Source organism: uncultured Subdoligranulum sp., assembly GCF_963931595.1.
In the GTDB taxonomy this organism is placed as follows: Bacteria; Bacillota; Clostridia; order Oscillospirales; family Ruminococcaceae; genus Gemmiger.
In genome coordinates this window covers 44,565-67,578 of record NZ_OZ007030.1, presented here as the reverse complement: position 1 = coordinate 67,578, position 23,014 = coordinate 44,565, and the positions used below count along the sequence as shown (strand labels likewise).

Annotated in this window: 20 protein-coding genes; 2 read left to right on the top strand and 18 right to left on the bottom strand. The window is 62.7% G+C overall.

The features are described 5' to 3' along the window. Positions 1-12 precede the first annotated feature (12 nt). Positions 13-171: a hypothetical protein gene (locus tag ABGT73_RS00345; RefSeq protein WP_346667869.1), complete on the bottom strand. Its 159-nt coding sequence runs from the start codon at positions 169-171 to the stop codon at positions 13-15. 329 nt (positions 172-500) lie between these two features. On the opposite strand from ABGT73_RS00345, the gene ABGT73_RS00340 reads away from it, so the two are divergent. Next, positions 501-1,370 (top strand): transketolase, encoded by an 870-nt coding sequence (locus ABGT73_RS00340; protein ID WP_346667868.1) that lies wholly within the window; start codon positions 501-503, stop codon positions 1,368-1,370. Then, the gene (locus tag ABGT73_RS00335) at positions 1,363-2,349 is read left to right on the top strand and encodes a transketolase family protein (RefSeq protein ID WP_346667867.1); all 987 of its coding nucleotides are present in this window, start codon (positions 1,363-1,365) and stop codon (positions 2,347-2,349) included. Before ABGT73_RS00340 ends, ABGT73_RS00335 begins: the two co-directional genes overlap by 8 nt. A 55-nt stretch (positions 2,350-2,404) precedes the next feature. Here the strand turns inward: ABGT73_RS00335 and ABGT73_RS00330 are convergent, their stop codons facing one another. From ABGT73_RS00330 to ABGT73_RS00250, 17 genes are all read right to left on the bottom strand, one after another. Next, positions 2,405-2,956 carry a DUF3793 family protein gene (locus ABGT73_RS00330; RefSeq protein WP_346667866.1) on the bottom strand — a complete coding sequence of 184 codons (552 nt, stop codon included), beginning with the start codon at positions 2,954-2,956 and terminating at the stop codon, positions 2,405-2,407. Positions 2,957-3,087: 131 nt separating this feature from the next. Continuing rightward, positions 3,088-4,431 carry an MATE family efflux transporter gene (locus tag ABGT73_RS00325; RefSeq protein WP_346667865.1) on the bottom strand — a complete coding sequence of 448 codons (1,344 nt, stop codon included), beginning with the start codon at positions 4,429-4,431 and terminating at the stop codon, positions 3,088-3,090. Between the two features lie 136 nt (positions 4,432-4,567). Continuing rightward, positions 4,568-5,800 carry a nucleotide sugar dehydrogenase gene (locus ABGT73_RS00320; protein ID WP_346667864.1) on the bottom strand — a complete coding sequence of 411 codons (1,233 nt, stop codon included), beginning with the start codon at positions 5,798-5,800 and terminating at the stop codon, positions 4,568-4,570. Positions 5,801-5,858: 58 nt separating this feature from the next. Then, positions 5,859-6,281 carry a hypothetical protein gene (locus tag ABGT73_RS00315; RefSeq protein WP_346667863.1) on the bottom strand — a complete coding sequence of 141 codons (423 nt, stop codon included), beginning with the start codon at positions 6,279-6,281 and terminating at the stop codon, positions 5,859-5,861. Between the two features lie 60 nt (positions 6,282-6,341). Continuing rightward, positions 6,342-7,751: an MATE family efflux transporter gene (locus tag ABGT73_RS00310; RefSeq protein WP_346667862.1), complete on the bottom strand. Its 1,410-nt coding sequence runs from the start codon at positions 7,749-7,751 to the stop codon at positions 6,342-6,344. Between the two features lie 192 nt (positions 7,752-7,943). Further along, a complete protein-coding gene (locus ABGT73_RS00305; RefSeq protein ID WP_346667861.1) occupies positions 7,944-8,828 on the bottom strand; it encodes an alpha/beta hydrolase in 885 nt (294 codons plus the stop codon). A gap of 136 nt (positions 8,829-8,964) precedes the next feature. After that, positions 8,965-9,432 carry a zinc ribbon domain-containing protein gene (locus tag ABGT73_RS00300; protein ID WP_346667860.1) on the bottom strand — a complete coding sequence of 156 codons (468 nt, stop codon included), beginning with the start codon at positions 9,430-9,432 and terminating at the stop codon, positions 8,965-8,967. Between the two features lie 42 nt (positions 9,433-9,474). Continuing rightward, positions 9,475-10,842, bottom strand: coding sequence for a tetratricopeptide repeat protein (locus tag ABGT73_RS00295; RefSeq protein WP_346667859.1), 1,368 nt, complete (start codon positions 10,840-10,842; stop codon positions 9,475-9,477). Between the two features lie 18 nt (positions 10,843-10,860). Next, positions 10,861-13,632: a VWA domain-containing protein gene (locus ABGT73_RS00290; RefSeq protein ID WP_346667858.1), complete on the bottom strand. Its 2,772-nt coding sequence runs from the start codon at positions 13,630-13,632 to the stop codon at positions 10,861-10,863. Then, entirely contained in the window at positions 13,629-14,519 is an 891-nt protein-coding gene (locus tag ABGT73_RS00285; RefSeq protein WP_346667857.1) for a zinc-ribbon domain-containing protein, read from the bottom strand. Before ABGT73_RS00285 ends, ABGT73_RS00290 begins: the two co-directional genes overlap by 4 nt. An 87-nt stretch (positions 14,520-14,606) precedes the next feature. Next, positions 14,607-14,984 (bottom strand): hypothetical protein, encoded by a 378-nt coding sequence (locus ABGT73_RS00280; RefSeq protein WP_346667856.1) that lies wholly within the window; start codon positions 14,982-14,984, stop codon positions 14,607-14,609. A gap of 35 nt (positions 14,985-15,019) precedes the next feature. Next, positions 15,020-15,166 carry a hypothetical protein gene (locus ABGT73_RS00275; protein ID WP_346667855.1) on the bottom strand — a complete coding sequence of 49 codons (147 nt, stop codon included), beginning with the start codon at positions 15,164-15,166 and terminating at the stop codon, positions 15,020-15,022. 19 nt (positions 15,167-15,185) lie between these two features. Continuing rightward, positions 15,186-17,297 (bottom strand): protein kinase domain-containing protein, encoded by a 2,112-nt coding sequence (locus ABGT73_RS00270; protein WP_346667854.1) that lies wholly within the window; start codon positions 17,295-17,297, stop codon positions 15,186-15,188. 21 nt (positions 17,298-17,318) lie between these two features. After that, a complete protein-coding gene (locus ABGT73_RS00265) occupies positions 17,319-18,200 on the bottom strand; it encodes a PP2C family serine/threonine-protein phosphatase (RefSeq protein WP_346667853.1) in 882 nt (293 codons plus the stop codon). Positions 18,201-18,215: 15 nt separating this feature from the next. Next, complete coding sequence (locus ABGT73_RS00260; protein WP_346667852.1) at positions 18,216-19,721, bottom strand: DUF6382 domain-containing protein; 1,506 nt, start codon at positions 19,719-19,721, stop codon at positions 18,216-18,218. 36 nt (positions 19,722-19,757) lie between these two features. Then, a complete protein-coding gene (locus ABGT73_RS00255) occupies positions 19,758-20,321 on the bottom strand; it encodes a hypothetical protein (RefSeq protein WP_346667851.1) in 564 nt (187 codons plus the stop codon). A gap of 25 nt (positions 20,322-20,346) precedes the next feature. Then, complete coding sequence (locus tag ABGT73_RS00250) at positions 20,347-22,998, bottom strand: hypothetical protein (RefSeq protein ID WP_346667850.1); 2,652 nt, start codon at positions 22,996-22,998, stop codon at positions 20,347-20,349. Positions 22,999-23,014 lie beyond the last annotated feature (16 nt).

Here is a 23,014-nt window from a genome sequence, read left to right as displayed (position 1 = left end):
GCAAGGGCAGAATCAGGCGCGGCGGGCGTCGATGGCCGCCATGCAGTCGTCCATAGACAGGAAGGTCACGGCGCAGTCTGAACCGATGAACCACCGTTCTTCCCCATTGCACACGATCTTGCGGATCAGTTTTCCATGGTATTCGGTCTGAATGTAAATTCCGTTGGGCATAAGGCTACCTCCCCCAGATATTGTGCAACAGCCGGATGGCTGCCCCAGATAGGGGTTGGCCGCGACATGCTCTGTGTAAAATTATGCCACAGATCGGCGCCGGGTGCAAGTACCAATTCGCCGTACTTTGCGCCGAAACCGCCCGGATTTTCGGCACAACGCACAAAGGGGACGGCCCAACGCGGGATTTGGGGCGGTGTTTGGGCGAAAGGCCGCGGAATTTGTAAAAAAATCTTGCCAGCCGCGTCGGTTTGTGTATAATATAAGGTAGTATATTGCGTGGCGGTGTGTACCGTCGGACTTTTGATACGGACCGGAGGAACTTGACTATGACGAAACTGGAAACGCTGCAGTTAAAGCTGACTGCGACCCGCGTGCGGATGGGCGTGATCGAAGCGACCCATGGAGCGGGGTCCGGCCATCCGGGCGGCAGCCTGTCCGCTGCGGATGTTCTGACATATCTGTACTTCCGTGAGATGCGCATCGACCCCGAACAGCCCCAGGATCCCAACCGGGACCGCTTCGTGCTCAGCAAAGGCCACTGCGCACCCGGACTGTACGCGGCACTGGCGGAGCGGGGATTTTTCCCGGTGGCGGACCTGCCCACCCTGCGTCACTCCAACAGCTACCTGCAGGGTCATCCCAACATGAACACGGTGCCCGGCGTGGATATGTCCACCGGCAGCCTGGGCCAGGGTGTTTCGGCGGCGGCCGGCATGGCGCTGGGCGCCAAGCAGATGGGCAGCGACATCAACGTCTACACCCTGCTGGGCGACGGCGAGATCGACGAGGGCCAGTGCTGGGAGGCGTTCATGTTCGCCAACCACTACAAGCTGGATAACCTGTGCATCATGATCGATGTCAACGGCCTGCAGATCGACGGCGCCACCCGGGATGTGATGAACACCGAGCCGCTGGACCGCAAGATGGATGCCTTCGGCTTCAACACCATCGTCTGCAACGGCAACTCCTTCGCGGAGCTGGAGCAGGCCTTCAAGATGTTTGATCTGTCCCACGGCAGCGGCAAGCCCACCTGCTTCCTGCTGCGCACCATCAAGGGCCAGGGCGTCAGCTTCATGCAGAACGCCGTGGACTGGCACGGCAAGGCCCCCAACGACGAGGAATACGAGAAAGCGATGGAAGAGCTGCGCGCGGCCCATGCTTCGCTGGAAAAGGAGATCGAGCTCAACAATGGCTGAGATGAAGAAAATTGCTACCCGCGTGAGCTACGGCAACGCGCTGGTGGAACTGGCCCGGCAGGGCGCCGACAATCTGGTCGTGTTTGACGCCGACCTGGCCGCCGCCACCAAAACCGAAATTTTCCGCAAGGAATACCCCGACCGCCACTTTGACTGCGGCATCGCCGAGCAGAACATGATCGGCGCGGCCGCCGGCATGAGCACCATGGGCTATGTGCCCTTTGTGTCCAGCTTCGCCATGTTTGCCGCGGGCCGTGCCTTCGAGCAGATCCGCAACACGGTGGGCTACCCGCACCTGAACGTGAAGATCGCCGCCACCCACGCCGGCCTGTCGGTGGGCGAGGACGGCGCCTCCCACCAGTGCTGCGAGGATATCGCCCTCATGCGCACGATTCCCGGCATGGTGATCCTGAGCCCCGCCGATGACGTGGAAGCCCGCGCCGCCGTCATTGCCGCCTACAACTACAACGGCCCGGTCTACCTGCGGTTCTCCCGCCTGGCTTCGCCGGTCTTCCATGACCCCGACACCTACGAGTTCCAGATCGGCAAGGGCGAGAAGCTCACCGACGGCTATGACATCGCCGTCATCGCCACCGGCCTGATGACCAGCGAGGCGCTGCGCGCCGCGGTGCTGGCCAAGCGCCAGGGCATCAGCGTGCGGGTCATCAACATGCCCACCATCAAGCCGCTGGACGAGGAGATCATCCTCACCGCCGCCCGGGAGTGCCGCCGCATCATCACGGTGGAGGAACATAACGTGCTGGGCGGTCTGGGCGAAGCGGTCTGCGGCGTCCTGAGCGAGAAGCTGCCCTGCTACGTCCGCCGCATGGGCGTGCAGGACCAGTACGGCCACTCCGGCCCCGCCGCCGAGGTGCTGCGTGACTACGGCCTGTCGGCCGAGGCCATCGCCGCCGCCGTGCGGGAGATCGTCCGTCCCGACCACACCGCTGACGACAACAACAGCAGCAGCAACCAGTAACCGAATACGTAACCGCCCCGGCGCCTTGCGGCGCCGGGGCGGTCTTTTTTGTCTTTTATCCGGCCACCGCCAGCTTTTCCAGCGGGGTGCCCCGGGCATGGCGGGCCTCGTAGCGGGCGGTGCAGCGGCGGTAGACCCCGAAGGTGCGCCGGGCCGCGCAGACATCGCCGTACACCTTCCAGCAGCCCACGCATTTGTAGCCGCAGGCGGGGCTGCGGATGAATCCCTGCACATCCTCCGGCGGGTAGCTCAAAAAGAGACCGATCTCGTGGGGGAAGGCCTGCTCCTCCCGCAGCCGCCGCATGAGCCGCCCCACACAGTGGGTGGGCTCCCCGCAGGGGTAGCCCCGGGAGGCCAGCAGCGCCCGGGCCTCGGGGTGCTGCAGGTCCTTTGCCAGCCGCGCCGGCCGGTAGAGGTAGAGCAGCGCCCGTCCCCCCTGCCAGCGCAGCGGCAGCAGCCGCAGTCCCTTGGCGGTCAGCCGCCGGTTGCAGTCCCGCACGCAGTCCTGCATGGCCTGCTCCCCCGCAAAGGGACAGCTGAACAGACTGCCGGTTTTCAGTCCGGCCAGCGTGGGCGACGCGTGGCGGACCATCAGTTCCTCGCACATGGGTGGCTCCTTTCTCCCGTCGGCAGTTAGTTTTTGCTAACTTCCAGTCTCAAAAGAAACCGGCGTTTCGCCGGCGTTCTTTTGTTAGTTGTATCTAACTTACCGCAGTATACCACAGGAGTCCCCCGCTGTCAAGATTTCCGGGGCAGGGTGCGGAAGAATTTTGCCATGGGGATGCAGCCCGTCAGGTCGGCGATGGCCCAGCCGATGGGGATGGACACCCAGATGCCGCTGGCACCGAGAGCCGGGATGGCGGAGAGGGCGTAGGCCAGCACCACCCGCAGGCCCAGGGAGATGACGGTGAGCACCACCGACATGCCGGGGCGCTCGATGGCGCGGTAGAAGCCGTAGAGCAAAAACAGCAAAGCGGTGAGGCAGTAGAAGGCGCCCTCGGTGCGCAGGTACTGCACCCCCACGGCGAGAATTTCCGTTTCTTCCGGCTGCACAAAGATCAGCATAAGGGGCCGGGCCAGCACAAAGACGACGGCGGAGACCGCCGCGCCGAACAGCATGCTCACCGCCACGGCGCTGCGGGTGCCGCGGCGGATGCGGTCGTACTGACCGGCGCCGAAGTTCTGGGCGATGAAGGTGGAGAAGGCGTTGCCGAAATCCTGCACCGGCATGTAGGCGAAGGAGTCGATTTTTACGGCGGCGGCGAAGGCGGCCATGACGGCGGGGCCGAAGCTGTTGACCCGGCCCTGGACCATGAGGATGCCGAAGTTCATGATGGACTGCTGGGCGCCGGTGATGAAGGAGAGGCGGAAGACATGGGCGGCGCAGGAGCGGTCCCACCGGGCGTCGGCCCGGGTCAGGCGCAGGTCAGGCCGGGTGGCCAGGGCGTAGATGCAGAGCCCCACGCCGGAGAGCCACTGGGCCAGCACGGTGGCCCCGGCGGCCCCGGCCACGCCCCAGCCCAGTCCCAGCACGAAGGCCAGGTCCAGGACGATGTTGAGCAGGGCCGACGCCCCCAGGAAGACCAGCGGCCGCACCGAATCTCCCACGGCCCGCAGCAGGCAGGCGCAGTAGTTGTAGAGGAAGGTGCCGCCGATGCCCGCGAAGATCACCAGCAGGTAGGTGGCCATGAGGCCGCGCACCTGGCCGGGCACCTGGAGCAGCCAGAGGATGGGGTCCAGCAGCAGATAGACGGCGAGATTCAGCACCAGGGCGGTGCCGCCCACCAGCAGGAAGGAGAGGAAGATCTCCCGCCGCATGCGGGAGGTATCTCCCCGGCCGAAGGAGAGGGAGACCGCCACGCCGCTGCCCATGGAGAGCCCCAGCAGGATGGAGGTGAGGAAGGTCATGAGGGTGTAGGCGGAGCCCACGGCGGCCAGGGCGTCGGCGCCCACATACCGCCCCACGATGAGGGTGTCGGCGATGTTGTAGAGTTGCTGCAGAAGGTTGCCCAGCATCATGGGCAGGGCGAAGCGCAGCAGCGTGGGGGTGATGGGCCCCCGGGTCAGTGAACCGGTCTGCATGGGTATGATTCCTCCCTGTGATGGGCGGCGGACCGCCGCTTTTTCTATGATAGGACAAAACGGCGTCTGCCGCAAGGGGATGGCCCGCAAAAAAGGCGCCGCCTGGGAAGGCAGCGCCGGAAGGGCTCGGGGCCGCTCAGTCGCGGCGGAACAGGTCCCGGGTATAGACTTTGTTTTTCACGTCGTCCAGGCAGCTGTCATAGCGGTTGGCCAGGATGGCCTGGCTTTCCGCCTTGAAGGCGTCCAGGTCGTTCACCACCCGGCTGCCGAAGAAGGTGGTGCCGTCCTCCAGGGTGGGTTCGTAGATGATGACCTCGGCCCCCTTGGCCTTGATCCGCTTCATGACCCCCTGGATGGAGGACTGGCGGAAGTTGTCGGAATGGGACTTCATCGTCAGGCGGTAGACGCCCACCACCACCCGGTGCTCCCTGGCGGGGTCGTAGTCGCTGCTGCCGGTATAGGCGCCGGTCAGTTCCAGCACCCGCTCGGCGATGAAGTCCTTGCGGGTGCGGTTGGATTCCACAATGGCCTGGATCAGGTTTTCCGGCACATCGGCGTAGTTGGCCAGCAGCTGTTTGGTGTCCTTGGGCAGGCAGTAGCCGCCGTAGCCGAAACTGGGGTTGTTGTAGTGGTTGCCGATGCGGGGGTCCAGGCAGACGCCGTCGATGATGTCCCGGGTGTTGAGGCCCTTGGATTCGGCGTAGGTGTCCAGCTCGTTGAAGTAGCTCACCCGCAGCGCCAGGTAGGTGTTGGCAAACAGCTTGACGGCCTCCGCCTCGGTGAAGCCCATGAACAGCGTGTCGATGTTCTCCTTGAGGGCCCCTTCCTGCAAAAGCCCCGCAAAGATGCGGGCCTTCTCCACGAGGCGCGGGTCGTTCTTGTCGGTGCCCACGATGATGCGGCTGGGGTAGAGGTTGTCGTAGAGAGCCTTGCTCTCCCGCAGAAATTCCGGGCTGAACAGGATGTTTTTGCTGCCCGTGACTTTTCGGATATGCTCGGTGTAGCCCACCGGGATCGTGGACTTGATGACCATGATGGCGTCGGGGTTGGCCTTCATCACCAGGTCGATGACGGTCTCCACCGCCGAGGTATCGAAGAAGTTCTTCTTGCTGTCGTAGTTGGTGGGCGCCGCGATGACGACGAACTCGGCCTCCCGGTAGGCGGCCTCGGCGTCCAGGGTGGCGGTAAGGTCCAGGTCCTTCTCCGCCAGGTATTTTTCGATATATTCGTCCTGGATGGGGGATTCCCGCCGGTTGATCTTGTCCACCTTTTCCGGCAGGATATCCACCGCCGTCACGTGGTGATGCTGGGCCAGCAGCGTGGCGATGGAAAGCCCCACATACCCGGTGCCTGCAATTGCGATGTTCATGGTGTTTCTTCCTTCCCGGGGCAAAGCCCCTTGCCAATGAGAATCGGGCGGCGGGGTCTCACCCCAGCACCTCGCCCCACCGGGCGCGGAGCTCCTCGGCCCGGCGGCGCACGGCGTCGGCGTCGGGCAGCGCGGTCAGGTCCTCCATGCCCTGTTCCAGCTCGGCCAGGGCCAGAAAGCAGAGCAGCTGCCGGGGCGGGAACCGGCTGGCCAGCGGGCTTTGCAGCCACTGCTGCAGCCGCTGCAGGCGGTCCTCCTCGTCCTCATCCTCCTGGCATACCAGACAGTCCTTGGCCTCCACCAGCTGGTAGAGCAGGTCGTTGTCCCGCACGCCCCGCAGCTCGATGAGCTGGCGCAGCAGGGCCAGTTCGGCCTCCCGCTGTGCCTCCCCGAAGGGGAAGATCTGGCGGCGGTCATGTTCCTCCCGCCGGCGGCGCTGTTTTCTGGTGGTGAATCCGAACCAGGAGATCTGTCGTCCCATCGCTGTCGATCCTTTCCCGGCGCCGGAAAGTGTGTCCCGGCGTCTCTTTCTCTGGGAAAATTATACCCTTTCCGGGCGGTTTTGACAAGCGGGGTCCGGCTTCATGGCCTCCAGTTCCCGGCGCAGGCGGGGCCACACCACCGTAAAGAAGGCCACGGCGCTGAATCCCGCGCCGATGAGGTCGGAAAGGCTGCCCGCGTAGAAGACTGCCTCCACGCCGCCCAGACGGGGCAGCAAAAAGAGGCAGCCCAGATAGACCAGCTTGCGGAAGACCGACAGCGGGAAGGCAAACCGCACCTTGCCCATGGCGGTAAGGCCGTCCACCAGGGCGTACTGGACGGCCACCCCCAGCAGCACCAGGGTGTAGCGGCGCAGGCAGAGGGAGGCCATCGTGAGCAGGGTTTCGTCCTGGAGGAACAGCCCGGCGAACCAGGCGGGGGCGGTCTGGACAGCCAGTTCCATCAGGCCGATGTAGGCGGCGCAGAGCACGAAGACCCACAAAAAGGACTGGCGGACCTTTTTGACGTTTCCGGCGCCGTAGTTGTAGCTGAAGAGGGTGCCACAGCCGGTGGTGATACCCTGGGAGGGGCAGAAGACGATGGTGAGGAAGCTCTGCACCACGGTGGCGCCGGTGATCCAGGCGTCGCCTTGGGCGCCGCCGTAGCGGCGCAGAACGATGTTTAGCAGGATGATGATGAGGTTATCCAGCAATGTGATGAGGAAGGACATGGACCCGATGGCCACGATGCGGCGGCAGAGGGCACTCTGGGGGCGGCAGGGGCGCAGCCGCACCGGCATCCCGGGGCGACGCAGCTGGTAGAGCACATAGACGGCCATGGCGCACTGGGAGAGGACGGTGGCCGTCGCGGCGCCCCGCACGCCCAGCCCGAAGCCGAAGATGAGCAGCGGGTCCAGCACCAGGTTGGCCAGGGCGCCCAGCACCACGGCGATCATTCCCTGGCGGGCATAGCCCTGGGCCAGCAGGAACTGGTTCATCCCCACCCCCAGCAGCGAGGCCACGGTGCCCAGCAGATAGATGGTGAAGTAGGCCCCGGCATAGGGGTAGAGGGCGTCGCTGCAGCCCAGCAGATAGAGCAGCGGCCGGTGCAAAGGCAGCAGCACCGCCGTGACGGCCACCGCAATGGCGATGACCAGCCAGAAGGCGTTGCCCAGGGCCTGCTGGGCCCGGCGCTGGTTGCCCTGGCCCAGGCTGATGCTCATGAGGGAGGCGCCGCCGATGCCCACCATGTAGGCGAAGGCGCTGACGGCGGTGAGGGCGGGGGCGCAGATGCCGATGGCGGCCAGGGCCTGTTCCCCGGTGCCGGGGATGCGCCCCACAAAGATGCGGTCCACGATGCTGTACAGCAGGTTGAACACCTGGCCCACCATGGCGGGCACGCCCAGCCGCAGCACAAGGCCGGGCACCGAGTACCGTTCCATCAGCTGCCGGGTTGTGGTATATTCCTTCATAGCTTCGGGGCACAGGACGGCTGTCCACCCTTCGCCCGCAGTTCCCTCCCCTTTTGTCCCCGCAGGGACGCACTGTTTCCATCATACTCCAAATCAGCCAAAAAGCAAGTACGCACCCGCGGGGAAGTACCCCTTTTGTCACAGAAAACGGGCGGCAGACGATGGGGTCTGCCGCCCGGGGGCGTATTTTCGTTACGGGATCTGGTGGGCCCGGAAGAAGTCGCACTCCTCCCGGTTGCACTGCCGGGCGAACTCCGAGCGGACATTGCAGTGGAACACATGGCCCAGCACATGGTCGGCGTCGCCGTAGTAGTGGTATTCCGCCTGCCCGCCCAGGGCCTGCAGCCGCTGCACCAGGGGCTTTGCATGGGATACCAGGAAATCCCCTTCGGCGGTCATGACGAAGGCGGGCGGGAAGTCCGCCGTCAGGTGGGAGAATACGTCCATCTGCTCCAGCTCCGCCGGGGTGCCCTTGCCGGGCAGGTAGTCCCCCATCAGCCGGGTGGTCAGGTCCTTTTTGCCGTCCAGCTCAATGCGGTAGACCCCGCAGTTCAGCGCCACCGCCCGGGGGGCGAAGCCTTGCGGCGGGCGCACCGTGAAGAGGGCGGCGTAGGCGGGGTTGGTGCACAGGGCGCTGTAGAGGGCCAGCAGATGGGCCCCGGCGCTGTCCCCCACCGCGAAGACGTTGCGGGTGTCAAAGCCGTACTGGTCGGCCTGGTCCAGCAGCCAGCCGAAGACCCGGTTCGTGTCCTCCAGCGGGGCGGGGAACTTGGATTGGGGGGCCAGCCGGTAGCTGAAATTCACCACCGCGAACCCCTGCTGTGCCAGGCTCATGCAATAAAACTGGTAGCGATCCTTGTCGCCGTAGACCCAGCCCCCGCCATGCACGCTGACGATCACCGGCAGTTTGCCCCGGGCATCCCGGGGACGGTAGACGTCCAGCAGGTTCCACCGGGGGTCCGGCCCGTAGGCGATATCGTCGAACCGGCGCACATCCGCCGGGGTGGTGCATCCCGCATCCCGCTTTTCGTCGGAATGCCGGAACATGGCACAGACAATCTTACTGGTCAAAGACATGAAAGTTCCTCCTTTTGGGGCGACGGATACCGGGATATTGCTGCCTGTCCGGAATGGCAGAAATACGCCCTCCGGGGCGCCGGCCTTTTGCCGTGCACCGTGAAGGGCGTATCCCAGGATCTACCTGGAGAATCTGTCAGCCTTCCTCTGCCACGCGGGTACCGCAGTTGGGGCAGAAGACCTCATTGTTTTCCAGCTTCGTGCCGCACTTGGGGCAGACCGCCGCCGGACGGTTGGGCTGCAGGTCGGGCAGCGGCACCGGGTTGCGGGTGGCACCGCACTTGGGGCAGAAGTTCACATCCACGTCCAGGGTGGCGCCGCAGTTGGGGCAGATATTGGCCTTGCGCAGCGCTTCCACCGTTGCCTGGTTGGCGCTGATGGTGGCGTTCAGCTCGCGGACGCGGGCCACCTTTTCCTGAATTTCCTGCACATCCTGCAGCAGACCGTTGTCCACCACATACTGGCCGATCTCGCCTACCAGCTGTTTGACGTTGCTTTCATAATTGCTGATCTCGATGTTGATGCGGGTAATCTCCGCCATATATTTGCTCTTGGTCACCGCATTCTGCGTAAATTTCGATAATTTTTCAGCCCATCCAGCCATTTCAATTTCCTCCTTGTTTGTCGGTCTTCCGTTGTTGTGGTGTCACCCTGTGACAGGCTGCAGCTGCCCGTCTTGCAGGGCAAGCGTGCTTCCGTCCTCCAGGGCAACGCAGAGCATATTGTCGGTATAATACATATCTGTCACCTTGCCGATGTCCCCGGCAGAGGTAACGGTGTTGCCGTCCAGCAGATACAGACTGCCGTCCGAGCACAAAAGCAAGAAATCGCTGCCGTCACTGGCCACCGAAACGACTTCCAGGTCGGGAAGGACCGTTCCGTCCTCCTGCTGTGTCCAGCCTTCCGGCACAGGCACGCCGAAGTTGCTGCCGATGGTGTTTTCACTGGTCAGCCAGACGGCTCCGGCGCTGCACACCTGGAAGGCCACCACGTCATTGGCCACCGAATTCCATGCATTGCCTGCCGAATAGTAGTAGCTGCCGTAACCGCTCTCATACAGGCCGCCGTCGGCGGTAAGCACGTACAGCGCCTGCCCGTAGGAGGCAATCTGCACGACGGCGCCCAGATCGGATATACGGCGCATGGTCTGGCCCGCGCCGGCGCCCGCTTCCCACAGGCTGCAGTCCGCTTTCAGCACCAGCATGCGGCCGGGGATCCCGGCGGCATCCAGCACATCCCCTGTGTCGGTCAGCTGTATCCAGCCGCTTTCCGGCAGGGTGGTTGCATAGCTGTCTCCCATCTGCCCCCAGCGGTTTTCGCCGGCCGCCCACAGATTGCCCGAGGTATCCAGCACATAGCTGGTGCGTCCGGCGCAGTACACGCTGCGGGGCGTGCCGTCAAACTGTGCCGAAGCGAACTCCGTCTGCTCGTATTCCGGATCGCCCAGGCCGTTGTCCGTTCCCAGCTGGCCCAGCGTGTTGCGGCCGCGGCTGACCACGCTGCCATTGGAAATGGCCAGTTCCTGGTCCGTGCCAGCCGCCCGGGTGCGGGCGGCGCCATGCCATTCGCGCATCAGTTCGTCACGCTGGTCGTAGTATTGATCGTCATCCGTCAGGTCCACCAGCTGATTGACAAGCTGAACCGCTTTGCCGATATTGCCGGCCTGATAGTAGATATCCGCCAGCGAGGACGAGATCTCCTCGTCCGGCTGATAGGGGTCCTGCACATCTTCCAGCACATCGGCGGCAAAGCTGTAGTTGCCTGTGGCCATATAGGCGGTGGACAGGCCCTGACGCGCTTCACGGCTGCTGGGGTTCATTTCGATGGCGTTGGTAAATTCCAGAATTGCTTCCGAGTAGTTCAGATCGTTCAGATACCGCTGGCCCATGGACACATGTTCCGCCGCGGACCCCATACCGGACATCAGATTGATGGCAATCCCGGCCCCCAGCGCCAGCAGCACAAGGATCACGCAAAAAAGCACGGGAAGCCGATACCGTTTGAATTGTTCCATGTTTCGTCCTCCTCCGCTTTACTGCTGAATCAGTTTGACCTGATCTCCATCGGTCTGCAGCAGGTAATTGCCTGCCACCACCATGCTGGAAACCGAGCTGTCGTAGCCGCTGTCGCTGTAGTTCAGGGAGGCGGAGCCGCAGCCCTGCAGCGGCGTACCGGCATCCAGGACCGCAGCGTCGTCGTAGGACAGCGCCTCCAGGGAAGCCAGGAAGCTGTCGTGATCCACCTGGGTGAACAGTGTTCCGTTGAAGTACATGGACAGCGTGACCGGCGTATCGGCCGCATCCGGGCCGACGGAAGAATCATCGATGCTGCCGTCCGTCAGGACCAGGGTGCCGTCATCCAGCAGCACGCCATTGGCGCGGATGCGCAGGCGGCCGAACTGGTAGTTGTAGCTGGACAGCGGCTCGCCCACCACAAGCATGTGCTCATAGGTCTGGGTTGCGCCGTCCTCCTGGGTCAGCACGATGGCCTGCCAGCCGGCGCTCAGCTGCGGGGAGAATTCCACATTCAGCGAAGTCTCTGTGCGGTTGTCCTCGTCGATCTGGGCGGTCTGTCCGCCAATGGTCACGCCGGCGACCTCCTGCAGTTTCTCTCCGAACAGGGTCAGCTGGATGGTCTGTCCGTTTTCCTGGGCGTAGGTCAGGTCATCCGGGGTAAGTCTGGCCCGGCTCACACCGGTGAGTTCGGGGCCCTCCTCGGTGGGCAGGGTGTAATCCACACGGACGCTGACATTTTCCTCCTCGTCTCTCAGGAAGAAATACCGCTGACTTTCCTCCGGCAGATCCGGCGCCGTGTAATGAACGCGGAACTGGTTGCCGATCATGCCCACCAGGCTCAGATACACGCTGGTCAGCTCAGAGGAGCTGTCCGCGCGGATATACTGGCCGCCTGTGGCGTCTGCGATCTGCTGCAGCAAATTGTCGTCCACACTGCCGAAGCCGATGGTATGGATCACCATGCCCCGGTCGGCCGCCTCCTGAACCACATTCATATCCAGGGAGCTCTGGCCGTCGGTCATCAGCAGCACCGTTGTGCTGCCTTCCTGGCCTTCCGCCACATCCAGGCCGGCCTGAATGCCGGCCGTGATGTTGGTTCCGCCGCCGCTTCCCAGCAGATCCACCGCCGCCAGCTGCGCCGCCTTGTCATCCCCCATTTCGGTGAGGGTGTCCGCCATATCGTCAAAGCTCACCAGTGCCATCTGCAGGTTGTCATCCAGGGAGGAGATGAATCCCCGCAGGGCGGTCTGTGCGTCCCGAAGCGGTGTGCCGGACATACTGCCGCTCTCATCCACAATGCAGATCACGTTGCGCTGGGCATTTTCCGCATCCACCGCTTCCACGGTGTAGTCCACATCCTGGCGGGTATCCCGGACAATGGGCTGGCTGCCTGCCACAATCTTTTGCACAAGGGTGTCCCGGCCCGACAGCGAAACCACCACATCGGGATAGTTGGTCAGGTCGATGCCGGTGGCATACAGATCCCGGCCATAGTTGCGCAGTTCGCTGATGATGTAATTGGTGAATCCCTCGGTCAGGGGCGTGGCGCTGATGCCCGCGTAGTCCATGGCGCCGGAAGTCAGCACCGTATGGACGGCCCCGCGGAATTCCTCCGACTGTGCTCCCAGCGTATCCCCTTCGGTATAGCTGGCATTCAGGACCTGGAGTGCATTGCGCAGCGAGGTATTGGGCGTCAGCCGCGCAGGCAGCGAGGTGCTGGCCTGCTGCAGAACGTCCACCGCCCGGGCATAATCGTTCATGGCGAAGTACAGGCGCGCGCGAACGATGGCCGCATCCAGGCTGTGGATATCCGCAATGGAATTGAAGGCCCGGTGGATATAGATGTAATCGTAGTCATTCTGAAGGGACTGCTGCCGGGTGGTCAGTTCTTCCTTCTGCCGGGTCAGGTCGGCGATGGATTCTTCCTCGGTTTCGCTTTGCAGCAGCGTATCCAGGTCGGCCACCTGGCCGGAAATCTCTTCCAGCTGTTCCGACAGTTCTTCGCGCTCGGGGTCCTCTTCCGGCGTTCCGGCCGTATCGTCCGCGGCGAATTCGGAACCGCTCAGTTCGTAGCCGCTGTAGGTGGCTTCGGCGATGCTTTCCGCCAGCAGCAGCCGGTTCTTCGCGGAGGCGTTTTCCTGCACCAGCGAGACAGCCTCCTGCAGGGCGCCGCCGAAGTTGGAGCTGCCCAGGTTGCGGCTGACCAGCTGCCGGATGTTTTCCTCGTGGTTTCCGGCGTCATCCTGGATCACCACATCCACGCCGTCCAGATAATAGCCGCTCTCCGACACAAAGCGGGAGTTCAGTGCCTGGGCTTCCTTCTCCGGCAAGTCGGCGGCGTCCAGCAGGGACTGAGCCATCTCCTGCCAGGCCTGGGAATCGGTGCCCAGGGCGCCCAGCTTCACGGCCAGCGCTTCCTGGGAGGAATCCTCCGCCAGGGCGTTAGCCCCGTCCAGTTTCATCCGCGCCAGCACATCGTTGCTGCGCATCGTTTCCAGAAGGGCCTCGGCGGAAAGGGACTGGAAGGTATCCGTTCCGACCTTCTTCAGATAGTAGGAGGCCGTGTCCGTATCGGAGTTCTGCAGATAGCGCAGCGACAGGTAGACATATTCCCGGTCTCTTTGCTCCTGCTGCCACAGGCCATAGGTGAAGGCGCCTCCGATACCAGCCACCAGGATGGCGCCGGCGAGCATGCCGGCCCTCCAGGCGGCGGAGAGCTTTTTCCACAGCAGGACCGTCACAAGGACAAGAAGAACCCCTGCCGCCACAATGGCAAGCCTTGCAATCATACCTGCACCTCCAATCTGCAGCCGCACTTTGTGCAGAACTTGGCACCGGCGCGGACCATGCTGCCGCACCGGGGGCAGATGGAGCCCGAAGCCGGCAGTTTAGGCCCGGCGTTCCCGGCCGCGGCGTCCGGCGCTTTCTTCTTTGCCGGGGTCACATCCGCGCCGGTCCGGGGAGCGGCCTCCCCGCCGGGTGCGGAAACCGGGGCGGGCGATTGTTCCTCCTGCCCGGGCATGGGCACCGTGGCCCCCGCCGGGGAACCGGCCGGCGCACCGGCAGGCATGGGCATGGTGGGACCGCCGGGCTCACCGGCAGGCATGGGCATGGTGGGACCGCCGGGCTCACCGGCAGGCATGGGCATGGTGGGACCGCCGGGCTCACCGGCAGGCATGGGCATGGTGGGGCCGGTGGGGGAACCGACCGGCATGGGCATCGTCGGGCCGTCGGGGGAACCGGCCGGCGCACCGGCGGGCATGGGCATGGTTCCTCTCCTGGGCGGAATGCCCTCCTCCGCAGAGGGAGCGGGCTGAGGTGCCGCAACGCCCCTGGGGGGAATTTTGTCTGCCGCAGCCGCCGGTTTCCCCATGAGTTTTTTCCGGTTCTTCCTGCCCTTTGCGGGGCCGGCCTGCACGGCTGCCCCCGCCGGGAACTTGGCCTGCGCCCGGTTTTTCCTGCGGGCAGCGATCCAGCGTCCGAGCAGGATCAGCGCAGCGATCCACAGCACCACCGCCGCCAGCAGCGTCACCTGCCTGCTGATGGCCAGCACCGCTCCCAGGCGCGAGTTCAGGCGGTAAACGCTCACCCCGTGCACCAGCACAGTTGCCGCCGCCGTATAGGCAGTTACCACGACCAGAAGAACCAGAAATATCCGTTTGACGATCTTTTTCATCAGATGGTTCCTTTCCGTCTCTCTGTTATGGCACTAAAGCAGGGGGATGCATTGCCGTAAGCCAAAGCAACGCACCGGACTGTCCATTTAGTGCAGAGACAGCGATTTGCGATAGGACAGGAAGGCCAGCAGACCGTAGCACACCAGATAGACCAGGGCGCCGTAGGAGACATAGCGGAACTGGATCAGGGAGCTCAGGAAGCTGATCAGTTCATACAGGGCATACAGGGCAAACCCGATGGCCAGGGACAGGAACTGGCACTGGGCCAGGACCAGGACCGCCATTACGATGCCCAGCCAGAAAGCCAGCGCCATGACCAGCGAGCCGAGGGAGATCAGCGCGTTCAGTGCGTACAGCGCGCCGCAGACGTACAGGATGATGGCCGCCAGCGGCATGAGGATCCGCACGACGGAGAACTGGGAGAGGTATTCCTTCAGGGACTGGCAAAATTGTTCAATTTTCATTTTTTGTTCCTCCAACACGTTAGTTTTTATATTTGTCAAACCCCAGTGTCTGTATATTCACTGTGGATCTGAGCCTCAATTTTTTTGCGCTTGCTGCGCAGCACCACAAAGGAGATCAGGCCGATGAGCAGGAACAGCACGATGCCTGCCGCACCGGCCAAAATCAGCATCTGGTAAGTCATGACCGAGGGCCTCCTTTTTTCACATCCAGCCTGCGTTCTGCAGCTGCACAACCAGGTCGCTCAGGCGGATCATTTCCCCGTCCTGGGCGGCTGCCTTGTCGTACAGCTGCTGGGCCGCGTCATAGTTTGCGGCCACCTTCTGGTACAATTCCCTGCGGGCACTGTCGTCCGAAAGTTCCCCCGCCTCATCCGCATAGAGCAGGGCCAGCCGCATGGGGACCCGGTAATCGTAAGGATAATCCGCCAGCATATCGGTCAGCACGGCCTCCGCCTCCTCGAAGCGGTCCAGATACTCCAGTACGACGGCCCGGTTCTGCCGGACGGCGAAGGTGGCATAGCCCCTGCTCTCCAGCTGTTCCAGGCAGCTCAGCGCTTTGTTGTAGTACGCAGCCGTGTCGGTATTGGGCTGTGCGGCCTTGTTGATATAGGCCTCCGCCAGCATCTGACAGGGCACGCTGCTTGTGGCGGCATCCAACCGGCCGCAGGCCGTTTCCAGCAGGGAGATCTCGGTGTCAATCCAGCCGGTTCCCAGCTGCTGGCAGCAGCGCGCCGCCTGGATGTAGCACCGGGAAGCCACCGTATTGTCGGTGGTGAGTTCGGCGGCCTGGCACAGACTGTCATAGGCCGTCTCATAATTGCCATAGGCAAACTCGATTTCACCGGTCACCATGGAAAGCAGCTCCTGGGGGCAGTTTTCCGCCTGCAGCTGCGTCAGCATATCCTCGGCCATGTCGCGGTTTCCGGTTTTGGCGTAGCAGATGGCCAGCTCACATTGATACTGCTGCTGGTCGGGGATGAAATGGACCGCCAGCTGGTAGTTGGTCAGGGCGCTGGCGTAGTCTTCCAGTTCGTAGTAGCAGTTTGCCAGTATGTAGGCGACCTGTCCTTCCGCCTCCTCGAACGCCTTGGTATCCAGCGCGTCGGACGCTTCAAACTCCACGCCGTCCATCAGGTCCACGGCCTGCTGGTATTCTCCCTCCTGGTAGAGCAATGTGCCCAGGGTCAGGTATGCGTCGATGCGCTCCGGCTCCATGGCCACCGCTTCCATCAAAAGCTCTGTGGACTGGTCGTACTGTCCTTCCTCCTGCAGCCTCCGGGCCTGTTCCACGGTATCCAGATAGGCGGAGCTGTGCTCCTCGCGCAGCGACTGGTAGCCGAGGAACACCGTAAAGATGCTCGCGGCCAGGCCGATGCCCACGATGAAGGTCATGAGATTGGCCTGTCTTCGCCAGCGGCGATAGCGGCGGTCAATCACCGTCAGATTCTGCAGCGCCTTCAGCATGGCGGCCGCCGTGGCATAGCGCTCCCTGGGGTTGACCTGCATGGCCTTTTCAATGACCGTGCGGAAAGCGTCGCCCAGCACGATCTGGAACCGGGTCAGCGGAATGACGCCGTCGCACCAGAGTTTCGGGTCATAGCCCGTGAGCATGAAATAGGCCAGCGCCCCGATGGCATAGATATCCGTTCGGTAGCCGACCTTGCCGTAGCCCTGTGCCGCCCGGACGGCCGGCAGCAGCGGATCGTCCGGCGGGAAGCGCTCCGGCGGCAGGTTGAACTGTTCAGGCGCGGCATAGCCCGGCGTAGCGCCCAGGGCGTCCCTGCCCTCGCCTTCCTCCTCCACCTCCAGCGAGGCGTTGAAATCGATGACGCAGATATCATTTTCCGGCGTAATCATCACATTTTCCGGCTTCAGGTCGCTGTGGACGATTCCCCGGGGCTTATGCCCGTGCATGTAGGAAATCACCTCGCACAGCTGCCGCGTCCACTTGAGCACGAGCTGCTGCCGCAGGGCCCCGTGCATTTCCACATACTCCCGCAGGGTGCAGCCGGGGATTTTTTCCATGATGGTATAGTTGTAGCCGTCGCTGGCCAGCTTGACGTCAAACACCCTGGGAAGATACTGGTGGCGCAGGGCCGTCAGGATTTTTGCCTCGCTTTTATCATCCATGTGGCCATGGTAAACTTTGCGCACCCGCTTGATGACCACATCGGTATCCAGGCCGACCTTATGCCCCGAAAACAAATTGCTGAATCCGCCCTGCTGTTTCAGCGGCTTGATATCCACAATATCGTTTCCCAAAACTTCAGCCGGGATCGGGGCCAGCACTTCCGTCTGATTCATTTGCTCCATTCTTTCTCTCCCCCTGCTGCATCATCTTCCCGCCTGAAGCGGCTTTGCATGGATGGACACAACCTTCGCCACACAGTCCATTTCATGGGCGGCCTCCGGCACGGACAAGGACAGCGTGCTTTGCCTGCAGGAAGGCGCCTCGTCCCAGCGCAGAATGACGGCGGTCATATTGTCCGTCTCTCCCCACCGGCGGGCCCTGTCTGCCAGCCGGAAGACCTGCTGCTGCAGCGCGGCGCGGTCCCCGGCCTGGACCAGGATCCGGTGCAGTTCCTCCTGGGCAGCGGTATGGTAAAAACCGTCGCTGCACAGCAGCACGGCGCCGCGGGCGGGCCGCGCGCCTATGCGGAAAGCCGGCGTGACGGACCGGTCGCCGATACACTGGAGCAGCACATTTTTTCTGGGGTCCTGCGCATACTGTTCGGCGCACAGGCGCCCCGCCTCCAGTTCCCGCATGGCCAGTGTCTGGTCTTTGGTCAGCATCTGCAGTTCGGTGCCGTTTTCCAGGTAGATCCGGGAATCGCCGATATGCAGCACATAATAGCTGTCCGGCGTGAGCAGAATCATCGACAGCGTCGTGCCCCAGCGGATTTGCCGGGCCTCGGCGGCGCGCTTCAGGCGCTGGTGGCACCCCTGCAGCGTCTGGTTCCAGGAGGCAAACACCGCTTCCGGCGCCAGGCCGCTCTCCCGCAGCCCGACCGGCAGCTGCTGTACAAACCAGTCTGCGAAGTCCTGCACCACCGTGGCGCTGGCCACTTCCCCCTGGCTCAGCCCTCCCATGCCGTCACAGACAGCCAGCAGGGAATAGGTCCCCGCCGCCGTGTTGGCCGAGAAAGCGCAGTAGGCATCCTGATTGGCGGTGCGTACCGGGCCGCAGTCAGAAAAGTGGATCAGTTGTATAGCCATAAGCGGGTCCTCCGCCTATCGCACAACGAAGGTCACGTCGGCCATGCGGATGACGGTTCCCTGCTCAATGGGGACCTCCCTGCCGGGTGTGATCCGCTGCCCGTTGACCCAGGTGCCGTTGAAAGAGTTGTTGTCCACCACAAACATCCGGCCACCGTGGCACACAAAGTAACAGTGGTCGGACCCCATGTAGGGTGTGGCGGTAAGCACCGCGTAATCCACAATGTCATCGGTATCCAGTTTGCGGCCCACATGGAAGTTGTCGTGGGTGATTTGAACCCGGTTGCCGCTCTTTTTTTCCTCGAGCCACACCACCGGGAAGCCGGACGGCTGGTGCGCTCCCTCCGGGGCGGAGCGCAGGTCCATCGCCACCGTGGCCTGGGGGGATGCACCGGCGGGCGACTGCAAATTGACCGTATACCCGCTTCCGGCCGGTGCCTGGTACATGCCGCCGCTCTGGGGCGGCTGCGGGGCAGGTTGCCGGGCGGCCTTTTCCCCCGGGGCCGCGTTTGCTTTCTGCGCGAACGGATTGTCCTCCCCGTCTTCCCGGGGATTCTCCCCTTTCTTGCCCTGCGCCTTGTTTTCCCCGAACCCGAAGAGCACGCCCAGGGCCACTTCCTGGCGGCGCTCGGCGTCCTGCGGTTCCTCCTCCGGCTCCGGCGGCGGGGTCACCGGACCGCGGGGCGGGATTTTGCCGTTTGTGGCGAAGGGGTTGTCGAAGTTTTCCTCCTCCGTCAGCCGGACTTCCTTCTTTTTGGTTTTTTTCTTCTTGCCGTTGTCCTTCTTGGCGCCAAAGCCAAACAGTCCGTGCTTTTCCGCCGCTTCCTCCGTCCGTTTTTCCGGCTGCTTGGGGGCCGGCGGCACCCGCACGGCGGCAGGCGCCACCGGCGGGCGGCTCTCCTGCCGGGGCGGCCGGGGCGGATTTTCCGGCATGGCCGCCTGGGGCGGCCGGGAAGGCTGGGGGACCGGCTGCGGTTGCAGACCGTCCAGGCGCTGGAGAAGTTCTGCCGGGACAAAATCCTCCCGGAAATTTTCCCGCAGTAGCAGGTTGACCAGCGGACTGTCCTGGGGCAGTTCCTGCACCGCGCTGCGGATCAGCTGGTTGAGGAACTGCTTGGCGTCCGTACCGGTCTTGCAATCCAGAATCGGCAGGCAGATCACCGAGAGCTCCCCGGTGGCGGCCCGGACAAACGCGTGCTCCGGGTCCAGCAGCATGCTGCTCCGCTCCAGCAGGTATTCCTCGCTTTCCACCAGCATCTGGCAGAAACTGCGCAGCAGCCGGGTCACCCGCCGTTCATCCCCGAACAGGCCCGCGCAATGAAGCAGCGGCGTCAGCGACGAGATGGTATAATACAGGGCAAAGCTCTGTTTTTCCCAGCGCCTGGCCACCGGCAGGATGCCCTGGATCCTGTTATTGTTCATCATTCCCCATGCTGTGGGATCCATGGCGTCGTCGGGCTGCAGGCGCAATACCAGATAGGTCACATTCCCCTGGGTTTCTGTGGTAAAATCGTACATCATTCCCTCTCCTCTCGGCCAAGATGCGGCCCCGGTCTGTCAGTCTGCACTGCCCCACAGGCGGGAGCACACGCTCTGTGTCGTCGTGTACACCCCCAGATGGAAGGCATCCGCCCGGATCAGCAGGGCAATCTTATAGGTGACGTTCATGGTAAGGTCGGACCCTTTCACCGCCGTTTTGCTGAAATCCATGCCGTCCAGTCCGCCCTGGACGCCCAGCGCTCTGAGTATGGTATCTGCATTTTCCACATCCCCGCCCAGGAATGCCGCGAAGCGGGTTTTGGAAAGGTTCTGCACCGTGGTATCGTCCGCCTTGCCGATATTCTCATCACTTGTGAACAGGTCGTCCCGCTCGGGGCTGGTGCTGAAGAGCCGTACCAGCGAGGCCGGTAGCTGGGAGACGCTCCATGCGCCGTCCGATTTGCTGGCGCTGTAGTTTTCCAGCGCCAGACTCTGGCAGCTCTCGCTCAGCGCATGACCGATGATGCTCTGTGCGGAAAACAGCGTAACCATGCTGTACAGCGCATACATGATGATCATGAAAAGGGTCAGACTGATGCATGCCTCAATGGCCATCACGCCGCTGGTATCGTTATGACGCATACTGCACCTCCCTGTACGGGGCTCCTTAATAGCCCCGGTATACCACACGGTCAAAGCGGAACATGCTGTTGGTGGACAGCGACGGCACCGGCAGCACCTGTACGGTGGAGCCGGTTGCGTGGACCCGCAGCGCCGTATAGGCTTCGTCGATATTGAAATCGTAATATTCCCCGGTGATGCCCTGCTGGATGGTCACATTGCTCACCAGGTTCCGCTGTGTCATCTCGCACTGGATCAGATCCGCCAGCCGTTCCAGATAGGTATCATCGCTGCCAAACAGCGACATGAGCAGCAGCAGATGCTCTGTATAATCCAGGGACAGGATTTCTTTGCCCCATTTGCTCACATCAATGATCGGTTTCTTTGTGCTGCCGTCTGTGCTGCCGCCTGTGGACGGTTTGTCGGTGGATGTCTGGGAGCTCTCCTTCGAGACCTCCACGCCGGACCATTTCTGGAGCTTTTGGGTCAGTTCCGTTTTTTTACTGTCCGTTATGGCGATGCTGGTGATGACATCCACCAGATCGAACACGCCGGAGGGCGACAGATAAATGCTGGTTTTGTACAGCGGCACGGACTCCCCGTTGACCAGGACGTAGCAATCCAGAAGCGGCTCGAACAGCACGGCGGTGATCTCGCCAATCAGCCACAGGATGGGTCCCACATAGGGGACGCTCTGCAGCGAGCTCAGGATCTGCTGCAATTCCGCATTGCTGAGCACCGGCACCAGGTCCAGCAGGATGCGGGTTCCCCACAGATAGGTAAACACCATCGTCTGGTTGTAGGACTCCGAGGGGTTGCCGCACAGGATGTATTCCAGTTCTGCGCCGTTGAAGCAGTAGTTTTCCTGCTCCGGGAGGCTGCCGCCGTAGATGGGGGCATTGCTGCCGTCGGCACAGGGAGCCAGCGCGATTTTGGAGAAGGAATACCCGGTCAGGGTGGTGCCGCTGGTAAAGTTTGTACGGTTGGGCAGATTGTAGGCCAGATACCCCATCAGCACCTCCCGCTGGGCGAAGCTTTCCAGCGCGTCCACAATCAGCGTTCCCAGCCCCGACATCTGCAGGCAGAGATCGGCTCCATAGGCCATGGTATTGGCGCAGGCCTTCATCTTGTCGAACAGGTTGGGGGAAGATTGAATGGCGTCCAGGCTGTTGACGAAATTTTCCAGCGTCTGGATAAACTGTTCCATCTTGGACATGCCGGTGCTGTCATAGCCGAAGGGGTCGTCGGGGTCGTAGTCCGGGTCGATGGCCGCCAGATATTCTTTTGCCCGCTGTTCATCCTCCGCCAGGAAATCCGGGTCGGCAGGGGCGCCCTTGCTGCTGGGCAGACCGCCGTAGGCGCTCTGATAATAGGTGAGGTTCAGCCGGGAATTCAGCCGTCCATCCCAGACCAGCTCGGTGCTGAACAGTTCGGTCAGCACGTCAAAGAGGGCAAAGAGGGAACCCGTGCTGGACTCATCCTCTATGCCGGACTCCATCTCCGTCAGAAGGGTCTTCATGGCCTCCGAGTCTGTGAACCGGTTCAGATCGGCGGCATGGTAGACAGAATCCCCCAGTGCGGGGGAGGCATCCGTAAGGGCGTTGACGTCCAGTTTTTCCGTGGCCTCCAGTTCCTTCTGCAGGTCGCCGATCGCCTGGGTAAAGCTGTCGTCCGTGAAGGTATCGGAGACGGTGGAGACCACGTTGGAGACATCCTTTGCGGCGCTGTTCAGAGAACTGTTGATGGCCGACATGTTGCTGTAGGCGGTCTTTTCCTCATCCGAGGCATTCTCTTCCGGTTCGAGGAGGGCGGCTTCGGAGGCGGTGGTAAAATAAACCATCTGTGCTTCCATGGCGTTGGATTTTTCCACCACGCCGGACATGCTGTCGTGCAGGTCCTGCAGTTCGTCGATGGTATCCTGGATGGCCTCCTCATAGGCCTGCTGGGCCTCGGCCGCCTCCTTCCGGAGTTTCTCGGCGGTGGATTCCCATTCGTCGGCCCCCGCCTCATCCTGGGCAGGGTCGGGTTTCTCGGTGGCCAGATGGCTGACCAGGGCGCTGACCTTTTCCGAGAACTCGGTGTACCGGGAATCATACGCGGACTTTTTTTCCTTCACACCGTCCAGCTTTTCGTCGGCGGAATCCAGTTCGCTGATCAGGTCCGCCTCGGAAGAGACCAGCTTGGACCCCGCCGAAAGCTGCGACGCAATCTTCGAGATGCCCAGGCCCTTTTCCAGCTGGGAGACGATGTTGTCGATTTCCATCACTTCCACGGCGAATTTTGCCGGCGCCATCACCGACGCCGAGTCCAGCACCTGCTGCTGCAGGACATCCACGTCGGACAGCGGGTAGAGCCCCTGGGCTTCCACCTTGCTCACATCCACGCCGCGCACATCCACCGTGTCCTGCAAGCCCAGGTATTTGTTCACCTCTTCATCGATCAGCCCGACATCCTCCGTCTGGCGCACGGCCAGCAGTCCAAAACGTTCCTGCAGGTAGCTTTCATATTCTGCCAGTGTGGAAATGGCGCTGCTGCCCAGCGCCGTGTCCAGGGATTTTACAGCGTTCTGGTAGCGGCCGGCCTCCACCAGCACCGCGGCCAGCGAATAGAAGGGCAGCAGCACCACCGCCAGCAAAATGGAGATGGCGCCCTTGGAACCTTTCCGCAGTTTTTCCCAAAAACGTTTTGTATGCCGCATGATTTGCTCTTCCTCC